The sequence below is a fragment of the Methylobacterium sp. J-059 genome (genome assembly GCF_022829485.1).
In the GTDB taxonomy this organism is placed as follows: Bacteria; Pseudomonadota; Alphaproteobacteria; order Rhizobiales; family Beijerinckiaceae; genus Methylobacterium.
Genome location: NZ_JAKSYA010000097.1, coordinates 1 through 12,700 on the forward strand (window position 1 = coordinate 1; position 12,700 = coordinate 12,700).

General features: G+C 69.8%; 13 protein-coding genes. 7 read left to right on the plus strand and 6 right to left on the minus strand.

Annotated features, from left to right (window positions below):
• From MKK55_RS10760 to MKK55_RS10770, 3 genes are all read right to left on the minus strand, one after another.
• Positions 1-830, minus strand: an 830-nt coding sequence (locus MKK55_RS10760) for a sulfate adenylyltransferase subunit 1 (protein WP_243934647.1), incomplete at its 3' end; no start/stop codon positions are given.
• Positions 830-1,765 carry a sulfate adenylyltransferase subunit CysD gene (gene cysD, locus MKK55_RS10765; RefSeq protein WP_243934648.1) on the minus strand — a complete coding sequence of 312 codons (936 nt, stop codon included), beginning with the start codon at positions 1,763-1,765 and terminating at the stop codon, positions 830-832. The genes MKK55_RS10760 and cysD, both read right to left, overlap by 1 nt.
• On the minus strand, positions 1,762-2,556 hold the full coding sequence (locus tag MKK55_RS10770) for a phosphoadenylyl-sulfate reductase (RefSeq protein ID WP_243934372.1): 795 nt from the start codon (positions 2,554-2,556) through the stop codon (positions 1,762-1,764). Before MKK55_RS10770 ends, cysD begins: the two co-directional genes overlap by 4 nt.
• Before the next feature lie 234 nt (positions 2,557-2,790).
• On the opposite strand from MKK55_RS10770, the gene MKK55_RS10775 reads away from it, so the two are divergent.
• From MKK55_RS10775 to MKK55_RS10800, 6 genes are all read left to right on the plus strand, one after another.
• Positions 2,791-3,306 carry an Lrp/AsnC family transcriptional regulator gene (locus MKK55_RS10775; protein WP_147725948.1) on the plus strand — a complete coding sequence of 172 codons (516 nt, stop codon included), beginning with the start codon at positions 2,791-2,793 and terminating at the stop codon, positions 3,304-3,306.
• A gap of 111 nt (positions 3,307-3,417) precedes the next feature.
• The gene (locus MKK55_RS10780) at positions 3,418-5,190 is read left to right on the plus strand and encodes a sulfite reductase flavoprotein subunit alpha (RefSeq protein ID WP_243934649.1); all 1,773 of its coding nucleotides are present in this window, start codon (positions 3,418-3,420) and stop codon (positions 5,188-5,190) included.
• Between the two features lie 187 nt (positions 5,191-5,377).
• The gene (locus MKK55_RS10785; RefSeq protein WP_243934650.1) at positions 5,378-7,174 is read left to right on the plus strand and encodes an NADPH-dependent assimilatory sulfite reductase hemoprotein subunit; all 1,797 of its coding nucleotides are present in this window, start codon (positions 5,378-5,380) and stop codon (positions 7,172-7,174) included.
• Positions 7,175-7,261: 87 nt separating this feature from the next.
• Positions 7,262-7,783 carry a Gfo/Idh/MocA family protein gene (locus MKK55_RS10790; RefSeq protein WP_243934651.1) on the plus strand — a complete coding sequence of 174 codons (522 nt, stop codon included), beginning with the start codon at positions 7,262-7,264 and terminating at the stop codon, positions 7,781-7,783.
• A gap of 9 nt (positions 7,784-7,792) precedes the next feature.
• A complete protein-coding gene (locus MKK55_RS10795) occupies positions 7,793-8,359 on the plus strand; it encodes a Gfo/Idh/MocA family oxidoreductase (RefSeq protein WP_313898960.1) in 567 nt (188 codons plus the stop codon).
• A 353-nt stretch (positions 8,360-8,712) separates the two neighbouring features.
• Positions 8,713-8,910 carry a hypothetical protein gene (locus MKK55_RS10800; RefSeq protein WP_147842373.1) on the plus strand — a complete coding sequence of 66 codons (198 nt, stop codon included), beginning with the start codon at positions 8,713-8,715 and terminating at the stop codon, positions 8,908-8,910.
• Positions 8,911-8,971: 61 nt separating this feature from the next.
• Here the strand turns inward: MKK55_RS10800 and MKK55_RS10805 are convergent, their stop codons facing one another.
• A complete protein-coding gene (locus MKK55_RS10805; RefSeq protein ID WP_243934656.1) occupies positions 8,972-10,711 on the minus strand; it encodes a methyl-accepting chemotaxis protein in 1,740 nt (579 codons plus the stop codon).
• 87 nt (positions 10,712-10,798) lie between these two features.
• Positions 10,799-11,569 carry an SDR family NAD(P)-dependent oxidoreductase gene (locus tag MKK55_RS10810; protein ID WP_243934380.1) on the minus strand — a complete coding sequence of 257 codons (771 nt, stop codon included), beginning with the start codon at positions 11,567-11,569 and terminating at the stop codon, positions 10,799-10,801.
• 144 nt (positions 11,570-11,713) lie between these two features.
• On the opposite strand from MKK55_RS10810, the gene MKK55_RS10815 reads away from it, so the two are divergent.
• Positions 11,714-12,340 carry a TetR/AcrR family transcriptional regulator gene (locus MKK55_RS10815; RefSeq protein ID WP_147726032.1) on the plus strand — a complete coding sequence of 209 codons (627 nt, stop codon included), beginning with the start codon at positions 11,714-11,716 and terminating at the stop codon, positions 12,338-12,340.
• 10 nt (positions 12,341-12,350) lie between these two features.
• Here the strand turns inward: MKK55_RS10815 and MKK55_RS10820 are convergent, their stop codons facing one another.
• Positions 12,351-12,695, minus strand: a complete 345-nt coding sequence (locus MKK55_RS10820) for a DUF1330 domain-containing protein (protein WP_147726031.1) — start codon at positions 12,693-12,695, stop codon at positions 12,351-12,353.
• Positions 12,696-12,700: the final 5 nt, after the last annotated feature.

Consider the following 12,700-nt stretch of genomic DNA (forward strand, 5'->3'; position numbering starts at 1 on the left):
TCGCCCGGCTTCACCGTGCCGGCGGCGATGAGGCCCGAGAACCCGCGGAACTCCGAGTTCGGCCGGTTAACCCACTGCACCGCCATGCGGAACGGCGCGGCCAGCGCCTCCTCGTGCACCGGCACGCTCTCGAGATAGGCCAGCAACGGGCCGCCCTGGTACCACGGCGCGGAGACCGCCGGCAGCACGACGTTGTCGCCGTTCTTGGCCGAGAGCGGGATCGCCCGGACCTCGACGAAGCCGAAATCCCGGGTGAAGGCGGAGAAGCCCGCCACCAGCCCGTCGAAGGTGGCCTGCGACCAGCCGACGAGGTCCATCTTGTTGATGGCGAGCACGACGCGGCGGATGCCGAGCATCGAGACCAGCAGGGCATGGCGCCGGGTCTGGCGGGTCAGGCCCTGGCGGGCGTCGACCAGGATCACAGCCACGTCGGCGGTCGAGGCGCCGGTGGCCATGTTGCGGGTGTACTGCTCGTGGCCTGGCGTGTCGGCGACGATGAACGAGCGCTTGTCGGTGGAGAAGAACCGATAGGCGACGTCGATGGTGATGCCCTGCTCGCGCTCGGCCTGGAGGCCGTCGACGAGAAGCGCCAGGTCGACCTCCTGCCCTTGCGTGCCGTGCTTCTTCGAATCGCGCTGGAGCGCGGTGATCTGGTCGTCGAAGATCTGCTTGGTGTCGTGCAGCAGGCGGCCGATCAGCGTCGACTTGCCGTCGTCCACCGAGCCGCAGGCGATGAAGCGCAGGACTTCCTTGCTCTGATGCGCGGCCAGGAACGACGCGTAGCCGAACTCGGGCGCGTCGAACGCGTCCTTGGAGGGGTGGACCGTCATCAGAAGTAGCCTTCCTGCTTCTTGCGCTCCATGGCGCCGGCGCCGTCCTTGTCGATCACCCGGCCCTGCCGCTCCGAGGTGCGGGCGGCCAGCGTCTCGCCGATGATCGCCGGCAGCGTGTCGGCGCCGCTCTCGACCGCGCCGGTGAGCGGATAGTCGCCGAGCGTGCGGAAGCGGACCTTGCGCAAGGTCGGCGTCTCGCCGGGCTCCAGCGGCAGGCGGTCGTCGTCGACCATGATCAGCTGCCCGTCGCGCTCGACCACCGGCCGCGGCTCTGCGAAGTAGAGCGGCACGATCGGGATCCGCTCCTGCTCGATGTAGAGCCAGATATCGAGTTCGGTCCAATTGGAGAGCGGGAAGATGCGCAGGCTCTCGCCGCGCTTCTTGCGCAGGTTGTAGAGGTGCCAGGGCTCGGCCCGCTGGCGCTTCGGGTCCCAGCGGTGCTGGGCCGTGCGCAGGGAGACGATCCGCTCCTTGGCGCGCGAGGCCTCCTCGTCGCGGCGGGCGCCGCCGAAGGCCGCGTCGAACTTGTGCTTGTCGAGCGCCTGCCGCAGCGCCTGAGTCTTCATCACGTCGGTGTGGACTTCCGAGCCGTGGCTGATCGGGCCGACGCCGCGGGCGAGCCCGTCCTGGTTGGTGTGGACGATCAGGTCGAGGCCGAGCTCCTTCGCGCGGGCGTCGCGGAAGGCGATCATCTCGCGGAACTTCCAGGTCGTGTCGATGTGCATCAGCGGGAACGGCAGGCGGCCGGGGGCGAACGCCTTCAGCGCCAAGTGCAGCAGCACCGACGAATCCTTGCCGATCGAGTAGAGCATCACTGGGTTCTCGGTCTCGGCGACCGTCTCCCAGAAGATGTGGATGCTCTCGGCTTCCAGCCGCTGCAGGTGCGTGAGGCGGCTGCCGGCTTGCGCCTGGATCGCGGGTGCGGCGCTCATCGGGCCATCTCCGGTCTGTGGGATTGCGTGGTCTCGAATGCCGCGGCTTCCTCGCCGGGCGCGACGTCGGCCTCGGGCACGTGGACGTGCAGGCCGCATTCCTTCTTGGATTCCTGCTCCCACCACCAGCGGCCGGCACGCTCCGGCTCGCCGACGCGGACGGCACGGGTGCACGGGGCGCAGCCGATGGAGGGGAAGCCGCGATCGTGCAGCACGTTGTAGGGCACGTAGTTGTCGCGCACGAAACGGTCGACGTCCTCGCGCGTCCAGTCGGCCAGCGGATTGAGCTTGATCAAGTTGCGGCTCTCGTCGAACTCCGCGAGCGGCGTGTCGGCGCGGTTGGCGGACTGGCCGGCGCGCAGGCCGGTGAGCCAGCCGGCCGCCCCGTCGAGGGCGCGGCCCAGCGGCTCGACCTTGCGGAAGCCGCAGCAGGCCTGCCGCGCCTCGACCGAGTGGCGGAAGCCGTTGATACCGGACTCGCGCACGAACGCTTCCTCGGATCGCCGCTCGGGGGCGTAGGCGCGGATGCGGATGCCGTAAGCCGATTCCGTCTCCGCCCAGACGTCGTAGGTCTCGGGATAGAGCCGCCCGGTATCCAGGGTGACGATCTCGGTCCGGCCCTTGGCCATTGCGAGCGCGTGCGTCAGCGCCTGATCCTCGATGCCGAGGCTCGTGGTGAAGACGAGGCGTCCGGAAATCGTCGCCTCGATCAGCGCGATCCGCCCCTTGAGGTCGAGGAGCTTGAGCTGGGCGGCGAGATCGGCCGCCGCCTGGGGGGTGGGAAGGGTCATCGCCTGTTCGTTCGCGGGCCGGGTCGTGCCAGGGGCACTGGTTGTTCCCTGAGATGTTCGCTATAACGAACGGTGTCAAGGCGCCGCCGCGAGGCCCGGATTCCCTGCGCTGCGATGCAGTAAGCCCTGGCAACACGCCGCAATCGGGATCGGTTGCGCGGAAATGGAAGTTCCTTCTCATGGGCGCCCTGCATGGGCCGCATGGCGAAGCGACGTCGAGATGCGAGGTTGGCCGTGGATTCGATCGATCTGAAGATCCTGGCGCTGCTGCAGACGGACGCGACCCTGTCGATCGCCGCGATCGGCGAGCGGGTCGGCCTGTCGCAGACCCCGTGCTGGAAGCGCATCCAGCGCCTTGAGGCCGACGGGGTGATCGACCGCCGCGTCGCCGTGCTCGACCCGGTCAAGCTCGGCCTCGGGCTCACCGTGTTCGTTTCGATCGAGACCGCCGACCATTCGCGCGAGTGGCTGGAGCGATTCGCCGGCACCGTCTCGGCGATGCCCGAGGTGCTGGAATTCTACCGCATGGCCGGCGACGTCGATTACATGCTCCGCGTCGTCGTGGCCGACATGAGCGCCTACGACACGTTCTATAAGCGCCTGATCGCGACGCTGCCGTTGAAGAACGTCACCTCGCGCTTCGCGATGGAGAAGGTGAAGTCGACGACGGCCCTGCCGCTGCCCGCGCCGCCGACGAACGGCCGCCAGATCCAGGGATTGCCGCCGACCCTCGTGGCGGTCGGAGAATAAAGTTCTTTTTTGCGCCGCAACGACGATCGACTCCTTCTCCAAATCAAGCGTTCTGTAAAACGGACGTTTTCCCGTTGACAGGGGCCTTCCGCCCCACGACATGGTCTTCCGATGTCACGCCAAAGCCTTCTTCCCCGCACCGCGCCGTTCGGCGACAGCGAGCGGGCCAGCCTCGACGCCGTGCTCGGCAGCGCCACCGCAATCCAGCGCGCCTGGCTCGCCGGCTTCCTCGCCGGGATCGACGCGGCCGGCGGGCAGCCTGCGGCGGCACCGGCCGCTCCGCCGAAGGCCGCCGAGCCGCTGACGATCATCTACGCCAGCGAATCCGGCAACTGCGAGGCCCTGGCCGGCACCGTCGCCAAGCTCGCGCGCAAGCAGGGCTTCAAGCCGAAGGTCATCGACTTCGCCGACCTCGACCTCGCCGTGCTGCCGAAGGCCGGCAAGCTCGTCGCCATCGCCGCGACCTGGGGCGAAGGCGAGCCGCCCGCCCGCGCGACCCACACCTACAACGCCCTGATGGGCGACGGCGCCCCGCGCCTCGACGGCGTCGAGTTCGCGGTGCTCGCGCTCGGCGACACCTCCTACGCCGAGTTCTGCGCCATCGGTAAGGCGCTCGACGCGCGCTTCGAGGCGCTGGGCGGCAAGCGGGCGGCCGAGCGCGCCGACCTCGACCTCGACTACGAGACGCCGGCCGCCGCCTGGATCAAGGACACGCTGAAGGCGCTGGCGCCGGCCCCGGTCGCCGCCGACAACGTCGTGGCGGTCGACTTCGCCCGCGCCACGGCTGCCGAGGACGAGGATGCCGAGCCGAGCCGCGAGCCGGTCGTGGTCGAGGTGGTCGAGCACGTGAACCTCAACTCGTCGCGCTCGGACAAGGAGACGATCCACCTCGCGCTGGCCTTCGAGGACGGCGCGCCCGCCTACGAGCCCGGCGACTCGCTCGAGATCTACCCGGAGAACGATCCGGCCCTGGTCGAGGAGATCCTGAAGGCGACCGGCCTGACCGGCGACGAGGCCCTGCGCCGCTCGCTGCTCGCCGAGCGCGACATCACCACCCTCTCGGCCGCCACGGTCGAGCGCTTCGTGAAGGCGACCGGGCACGACGAGGCCAAGCGGCTGATCGAGAGCGGCGAGGTCCGCGCCTGGATCGAGGGCCGCCACCTCATCGACCTGATCGAGACCTACCCGGCGGCCCTGACCGCCGAGCATCTCGGCGGCATCACCCGTCCGCTGCCGGCGCGCGCCTACTCGATCGCCTCCTCGCGCAAGGAAGTCGGCGACGAGGTCCACCTCGTGATCGCCGCCGTGCGCTACGAGACCCACGGCCGGGCGCGGACCGGAGTCGCCTCGACCCACGTCGCCGACCGAATGTCGGACGGCGCCAAGCTCCGGGTCCGCCTGAAGCCGAACCGCCACTTCCGCCTGCCCGCCGACCCGGCGACCGACATCATCATGGTCGGGCCCGGCACCGGCGTCGCCCCGTTCCGCGCCTTCGTGCAGGAGCGCCGCGCGGTCGAGGCCACTGGCCGCTCCTGGCTGTTCTTCGGCGACCGGCACTTCACCCACGACTTCCTGTACCAGCTCGAATGGCAGGAGGCGCTGGAGGACCGCTCGCTTACCAAGATCGACGTGGCGTTCTCGCGCGACCAGCCGGAGAAGCTCTACGTGCAGCACCGCATCGACCAGCATCGCGAGGAGCTGGTGGAGTGGCTGGAGGGCGGCGCGCACCTCTACGTCTGCGGCGACGCCAAGGCGATGGCTAAGGACGTCCGCGTCGCGGTCGAGAACGCCTACGCGGCGGTGAAGGGCCTGAGTGCCGACGATGCCGCAGCGGCGGTGTCGGCCCTTGAGCGCGCCGGGCGTTACCAGCAGGACGTGTACTGACGCCACCTCGTCCCTCTCCCCCCTGCGGGAGAGGGTGGCCCGCGAAGCGGGTCGGGAGAGGGGAGCGACGATGCCGGATACGGCGCTCCCCTCTCCCGACCCCTGCTGACGCAGGGGCCACCCTCCCCCGCAAAGGGGGGGAGGGAGATGCGTCGGCAGTCGAAACGAATCGAGACGGATCACCGCCATGGACGACCACAAGCCTGCTTCCGAGCGCGTCTACGAGACCCCGCCGACCGGCCGCCCGATCGACGAGGCGGAGGCCGCGCGGGCTGCGGGGCTCGCGCACAACGAGCATCTGAAGATCGCCAGCGGCTATCTCCGCGGCGGCTTGGCCGACGGGCTGCTCAAGCACGCCACCGGCGCGATCTCCGACGATGACGGCCAGCTCGTGAAGTTCCACGGGATGTACCTGCAGGACGATCGCGACCTGCGCCCGGAGCGGACCAAGAAGAAGCTCGACAAGGCCTACGCCTTCATGATCCGCCTGCGCATCGCCGGCGGCGTCATCAGCCCGAAACAGTGGCTTGCGCTGGACGACATCGCCACGACCTATGCCGGCGACGCGATCCGCGCGACGACGCGCCAGACCTTCCAGTATCACGGCGTGATCAAGTCGAACCTCAAGCGCACCATGGCGGCGATCGACGCCGCGCTGCTCGACACCATCGCTGCCTGCGGCGACGTCAACCGCAACGTCATGGCCGCGACCAACCCGGCCCAGACCCACGCGCACGCCGCGGCCTACGAGCTGGCCAAGGACATCTCCGATTCGCTGCTGCCGCGGACCAACGCCTGGCGCGAGATCTGGCTCGACGGCGAGAAGGTCGTCGGCGGCGAGGAGGAGTTCGAGCCGGTCTACGGCAAGACCTACCTGCCGCGGAAGTTCAAGATCGTCGTCGCGGTGCCGCCCTCGAACGAGGTCGACGTGTTCGCGCACGACCTCGGCTTCATCGCGATCCTCGACAAGGCCAACAAGCTCACCGGCTGGAACGTCACCGTCGGCGGCGGCATGGGCATGACCCACGGCGAGCCGGACACCTTCCCGCGCACCGCCGACCTGATGCTGTTCTGCAAGCCGGACGAGGCGGTGAAGGTCGCCGAAGCGGTGATGACGGTGCAGCGCGACTGGGGCAACCGCACCAACCGCAAGAACGCCCGGCTCAAGTACACGATCGAGCGCTACGGCCTGAAGGCGTTCCGCGCCGAGGTCGAGGCGCGCGTCGGTAAGGCCTTCGCCGACCCGAAGCCGTTCGCCTTCACCGGCAACGGCGACCGCTACGGTTGGACCGAAGGCGACGACGGCCGCCACCACCTGACGCTCTACGTGCCGTCGGGCCGGATCAAGGATTACGAGGACGGCCCGAAGTTCCTGAGTGGCCTGCGCCGGATCGCCACCGAGCATGAGGGCGACTTCCGGCTCACCGGCAACCAGAACGTGATCATCGCCAACGTGCCCTCCGAGAAGCGGGCGGCGATCGAGGCGCTGGTCGACGAATACGGTCTGACCAAGGGCGCCGGCGCCCTGCGGCGCAACTCGATCGCCTGCGTCGCGCTGCCGACCTGCGGCCTCGCCCTGGCCGAGAGCGAGCGCTACCTGCCCGACCTGATGACCGAGCTGGAGGCGAGCCTCGCCCGCCACGGCCTGCAGGACGACGAGATCACGATCCGCTCGACCGGCTGCCCGAACGGCTGCGCCCGCCCGTTCATCGCCGAGATCGGCCTCGTCGGCCGCGGCCCCGAGCGCTACCACCTCTACCTCGGCGCCGCCTTCGACGGCTCGCGCCTGGGCAAGCTCTACCGCGAGGACGTGAAGGCCGACGAGATCCGCGACACCCTCGACCCGCTCTTCGCCGCCTACGCGCGCGGCCGGAATCCGGGCGAGCGCTTCGGCGACTACCTCGTCCGCGCCGGCCACGTGGCGAAGACCACCAACGGGCCCGACTTCCACGACAACATCGGCGCCCTGAAGCCCGCCGCCTGACGCGAAACCGCCTCCGCGCCGCGAGCGTTCGGAAACCTCGGCTCGCACCTCGCGTTGCGCCTGCATCGGCGTAACCCGGGGGCGACCATGAGTGATGCGAAGGCGATCCGCTACGCGGTGGTCGGCGGCGGCTGGATCTCGCAGGCCGCCTTCATGCCGGCGGTGGCGCAGACCGGCAATTCCACGATCACGGCGCTGGTCACCGGCGATCCAGAGAAGGCCGCTTCGCTCGGCGAACGCTATCGCCTAACCACCTTCTCCTACGACCGCTACGCTGAGGCGCTGGCCTCCGGCCTGTTCGATGCCGTCTACCTCTCGCTGCCGAACGGGATGCACCGCGAATTCGCCGTGCCCGCGCTGGAGGCCGGCATCCATGTGCTGCTCGAGAAGCCGATGGCGACGAGCGTCGCCGAGTGCGAGGCGATCATCGCCGCGGCCGAGCGCGGCAACGCCCGGCTGATGCTGGCCTACCGCCTGCACTTCGAGCCCGGCACCCTCGACGCGATCGAGCGGGTGCGGACCGGCGCGATCGGCGAGCCGCTGGTCTTCACCGCGACCTTCGGCCAGCACGTCGCGACCGAGAACCACCGCGCGCACCAGGGCTACTGAGCCGGGCCGGTGCCGGACATGGGCACTTACCCGATCAACGCCGTGCGCAACCTGTTCGCCGACGAGCCGGTCGAGGTCCACGCCCACGGTGCCCGCCGGCCGGGAAGCCCCTACGCCTTCCACGGCACCGTCGCGGTCACGCTCCGCTTCCCCGGCGACCGCCTCGCGCAGTTCACCGTCTCCTACGAGACCGACTCGGTCGACGCCTACCGCATCGCCGGGACCGAGGGCGACCTCCTGATGGCGCCGGGCTTCACCTTCGGCCAGTCGCTCGCGGGCGAGCTGACCCGTGGCGGCGAGACCGAAGCCCTGTCCTATCCGAGCGTCGACCAGTTCGGGGCCGAGACGCGGTACTTCTCGGATTGCATCCTGAACGGCCGCGTGCCGGAGCCGGACGGCGAGGAGGGGCTGGCCGACGTCCGCATCCTCGCCGCGATCGAGCGCGCGCTCGAGACCGGCCAGCCGCAGGCCCTCGCGCCGATGCGACGCCGGACGCGGCCGGATGCGTCGCAGGCGATCGCGCTGCCCGAGATCACGCCTCCGGACCTCGTCAACGCCGCCAAGCCGGGCGGCTGAACGCGGCGAGCGGCCGGCGTTGCGACCGGCCTCGCTCTTACCCATCACCGCGTGCTGAAGTGATCGCGCCGAGTGGACCTCGGAAGCAGCAAGCTCGTGGGATCACGCGGCCGTCTGCGGTGTCGCTGCGCGGCATCTCGGCACCAGGGACGCGCGGGAGGCGGCGATCGACGAAGCGCCCAGCTCATGCGCGTCGGAACAAGGTTCGTCGTGCGTCGCCATGTTGCTTCGCAGCAAACACGTGCTGCCCTGCAAAGACCAAAGCTTGACGGTAAGATGCGGATAAATCTCCGCGCGCGTCGAACGAAGTCGGGCCGTGCTCGTTATCCCGAAAATCCGTACGGGACCGAGACATGGCCAAGCACGAAATCCTCGGATACTTCGAACACCGCCGCGACGGCGCCTGGGTCTGCGTCCGCCCGTTCACGCTGACGACCAAGAGCGCGGCGGTCGACATCCGCCAGGGCATGCGCTTCGACTACGGCAAGCGCGTCGGCGGCGTCGACCTCGCCGAATACCTCGAGCAGCTCGGCTCGCAGTTCGGTTCGTAAGCCGGCTGCTTTTTCGGCGTTCGATCGATCAGGGTGATGCGGGCCCTCCGGCCCGTGTCGGTCACAAGCGATAGGCGGTCCGGCAGCCGCCCCAGTGGCGCCCGTTGATCTTCAGCGGTGCGTCGACCTCGGTCACCATGATGATCTGGGTGCCGAGTTCGCGTCGGTAGACCTGAAGCGTCACCGGCCGCATTGAACGCGCCGCCGTGATGCCGGTTCGGTCGTCGAAGATGCGCAGGTTCCGCGCGTTGACGTGGTTCCACATCGGGTCGTCGCTGCGCTGCGGCTGCGAGTAGACCCGGTTGTGGAACGGCAGGAAGCCGTTACGGTCGGTCAGGATGCAGAACATCATTCGCTCGTCACGCCCGAGTTCCGCCTCGAGGATCGGTCCGAGCAACCGCACGATCGGCTCGACCGACCGCGTCATGAATTGCGCCGGGTTCGAGCCGGCGATCGGCTGGTAGTCGGTGTCGAACAGGGCCGCCTCCGACACGCGCTTCGCGGCCAGCTCTCCTTCGAGGATCGACGCGGCCTGCGCCGCCAGGGCCTGGACCTTGACGATCAGGGGCGTGTGCTCCGCGTGGATCGACGCGATCTTCGCCAGCAGCTTGTCGCGGAACGCGCCGTCGTTCGCCTGGAACGCGCAGTGCACCCCCATCGCGCTCGTCGCCACCACGTGCGCCTGGACCTCGCCGACGGTGTCGATCGCGATGGCGATGCCGGCGCCGACCGCGATGGCTTCCCCCTCCGGCGTGCGCAGCAGGACGCCGCCCTCGCTCAGATCGACCGTGCGGGTGCTGCGCCCATCCGGCAGGCGGACCTGGAGGTCGGCCGGGTAACGATCGAACCGGCGCCGGTCGCCGAGTTCGCTCTGGCGGACCACGGTGACGAAGCGCTGGCCCAGGCGGCCGGCCTGCTCGGCCGCGGACGCGGTGGCCGACTGCATGCGCTCCGCCTGGCGGTCGAGGTCGAACGCGGCGGCGCTGGCCGAGCCCGCATCCGCGTCGAGATGCGCGACGAGGTCCGAGGTGCGGGTCGCCTCGTCGACGATGCTCGTGACCGTGCGGGCTTGGATGTCGGCGATCTCCCGGACGCTGGCGAAGGACGGGCGGACCGATTCGATGGCTCCGGCCGCGGCCTCGATCGCGGCGCCGGAGGCGGCGGCGCCTTCCCGCAGGCGCAGGACGCGGGTCCGCACCTCCTCGGCCGCCCGTGCCGTCTCGACCGAGAGCGCCTTGACCTCGGCGGCGACGACCGCGAAGCCGCGCCCGGCCTCGCCGGCGCGGGCGGCCTCGATCGTGGCGTTCAGCGCGAGCAGGTTCGTCTGCCGCGCCACCGCGGCGATCGTGTCGACGATGCCGGCGATCTCGTCGCCGGCCTGGGCCAGCGTCGCGATCAGGGCGCGCGCCTCGGAGCCGCGATCGCCGGCATGGTCGAGATGGCCGCCGGCCTGCGACATGGCCGCGGCGGTCTGGCTCGCGAGGGTCGACAGGCTTCCGGTCTGGCCGGCAAGGCTCGCGGTCGCGGCGGCCGCGTTTCGCGAGACCTGGACGAGGTCGTCCATCTGCGCCCGGATCGCGGAGAGGCCGCCCTTCATCTCGGCGACGTCGCTCTGCGCGGTCTCGATCGAGCGGCTCACCCCTTCGATCGCGGAGCGGACGTCTTCCTCGATGGCGTTCACCACGTCGCCGTCGAGGCGCGCCGCGACGGCCGCCTCGGGCTTGAGCTGCTCGATCGCCTCCACTGGCGTGGAGGCGTCGATGGTGCGCGCTGGGGCTCTGGTTCTGAACTGGAACAGCATACCCTCAGATGTGACTGAAGTCCGCTACCATCCTGTTAACGTTGCCGAGATTTCCCGAGAGACGCGGTCGAAACGGCCGATCGCGGTTCAGGCGCCGCCCCACTGCATCGTCAGGCCGCCGTCGACGACGAGGGTGTGCCCGGTGACGTAGTCGGCATCGTCGCTGCTGAGGTAGAGGATCGCCTTGGCGATGTCGTCGGGCTGCCCGGCGCGATGCCACGGGATCCGCTCGAGCGACTTGTCGAGCACCTTCGGGTCCTCGAAGCGGTCGGCGGTCATCGGCGTCTCGATCAGGCCGGGCGCGACGTTGTTGACGTTGATCTTGTCCTCGGCGAGCTCGCGCGACAGGCTTCGGCAGAGCGATCCGACGCCCGCCTTCGACATGCCGTAGGGCGCGCTTTCCGGCGTCGGCAGGTGCTGCGCGACCGACGAGACCATCACGATCTTGCCGCGGCCGCCCTGCACCCGGCGCAGCTTGATGAAGGCGCGGGCGCAGAACAGCGGCCCCATCAGGTTCACGCGCAGGATCTGCTCCAGCCGCGCATCCTCCATGTCCGCCACCGCCATCCCGCTCATCGCCTGCCCGGCATTGGCCACCAGGATGTCGATCGGCCCGAGGTCGCTGGCGATGCGGTCGAAGGTGGCGGTGACGGAGGCCGGGTCGCCGACGTCGTTCTGGATCACCAGCGCCCGGCGCCCGGTCTCCTCGACCAGGCGCGCGGTCTCGGCGATGCCGTCCGCGTCGGTGTTGTAGGTGATCGCGACGTCCGCGCCGTGCTGCGCGAACAGGAGTGCGGTGGCCCGGCCGATCCCGGAATCCGCACCGGTGATCAGGGCCTTCTTGCCTTCGAGCTTCATCGGTGCCGGCTTCGCTGCTGGAGGTGGTCCGGCCCCGCCATCGGGCCGTTTCAGCGGGCCAATTCGGGCGTCGCGGCCCGGTTCCTCACAGGTCCGCGGTCCGACATTTTGACGCTTTGCCGGATTGCGGCATACGCTCGGTTCATGACCATCGCCGTCGACCTAGAACGCATCCAGAGCGACGAGAGCGCGCCGACGACGCGCTGCCGGATCCTGGCGACGGCCGAGCGCTCGTTCCGCGAGATCGGCTACCAGAAGACCACCGTCGCCGACATCGCCAAGACGCTGAAGATGAGCCCGGCCAACGTCTACCGGTTCTTCGACTCGAAGAAGGCGATCAACGAGGCGGTGGTCGAGCGCCTGGTCGGCGAGGTCGAGGCGCTGATCTCGACGATCGCCGACGCCCCGGGCTCGCGCGCCGCGGACCGCCTGACGGCGGTGATCGGGGCCTTGTACCGCGACACCTCCGAGCGCTGCCGCGCCTTCCCGCGCATGCACGAGATGATCGAGGCGGCGATGAGCGAGAGCTGGGAGGTCTGCCGCCACCACGTCGACCGGATCGGGGCGGTGTTCGAGCGGATCGTCGTCGACGGCGTCGCGCGCGGCGAGTTCGAGACGGACGATCCGGCCGGCACGGCGCGCTGCCTGCACACGGCGATCGCGCGCTACAGCCATCCGCTGCTGGTCAGCCAGTATCCCGACGCGCCCGTGCCGGACCTCGACGTGATGATCGCGTTCCTGCTGCGAAGCCTGCGACCGGCCGGCCGCTGAGACGGGTCGGTCACTCCGATGCGGGGTTGGCCGGCTCCGGCGCGATGCCGACGTTCGGCTGCTCGCCGTCGTAGCCCTCGATGATCAGGATGTCGGCGTCGGCGCCGTTCTTCTGCTTGGCGCGCGCGGCCTGGTAGCTGTCCGACTTCCAGCAGGCGAGCGCGTCGTCGTAGCTCGCGAACTCGATCACCACGTTGCGGGCACGCGCCGTCCCGGTCACCGCCTCGAAGCGTCCGCCGCGCACGAGGAAGCGGCCGCCGAACTCGGCGAAGGCGGCGCCGTTCGAGGCGGCGTAGTCCTTGTAGGCCTCCGCGTCCCGCACATCGACCCGGACGATCCAGTAGCCGCGCGTCATTCTCG

Bases quoted from the DNA above. Each gene is read 5' to 3' on its own strand.
- MKK55_RS10820 (WP_147726031.1), bottom strand. From the start codon at position 12,695: ATGACGCGCGGCTACTGGATCGTCCGGGTCGATGTGCGGGACGCGGAG.
- MKK55_RS10805 (WP_243934656.1), bottom strand. From the start codon at position 10,711: ATGCTGTTCCAGTTCAGAACCAGAGCCCCAGCGCGCACCATCGACGCC.
- MKK55_RS10800 (WP_147842373.1), top strand. From the start codon at position 8,713: ATGGCCAAGCACGAAATCCTCGGATACTTCGAACACCGCCGCGACGGC.
- MKK55_RS10810 (WP_243934380.1), bottom strand. From the start codon at position 11,569: ATGAAGCTCGAAGGCAAGAAGGCCCTGATCACCGGTGCGGATTCCGGG.
- MKK55_RS10780 (WP_243934649.1), top strand. From the start codon at position 3,418: ATGTCACGCCAAAGCCTTCTTCCCCGCACCGCGCCGTTCGGCGACAGC.
- MKK55_RS10815 (WP_147726032.1), top strand. From the start codon at position 11,714: ATGACCATCGCCGTCGACCTAGAACGCATCCAGAGCGACGAGAGCGCG.
- MKK55_RS10770 (WP_243934372.1), bottom strand. From the start codon at position 2,556: ATGACCCTTCCCACCCCCCAGGCGGCGGCCGATCTCGCCGCCCAGCTC.
- MKK55_RS10790 (WP_243934651.1), top strand. From the start codon at position 7,262: ATGAGTGATGCGAAGGCGATCCGCTACGCGGTGGTCGGCGGCGGCTGG.
- cysD (WP_243934648.1), bottom strand. From the start codon at position 1,765: ATGAGCGCCGCACCCGCGATCCAGGCGCAAGCCGGCAGCCGCCTCACG.
- MKK55_RS10785 (WP_243934650.1), top strand. From the start codon at position 5,378: ATGGACGACCACAAGCCTGCTTCCGAGCGCGTCTACGAGACCCCGCCG.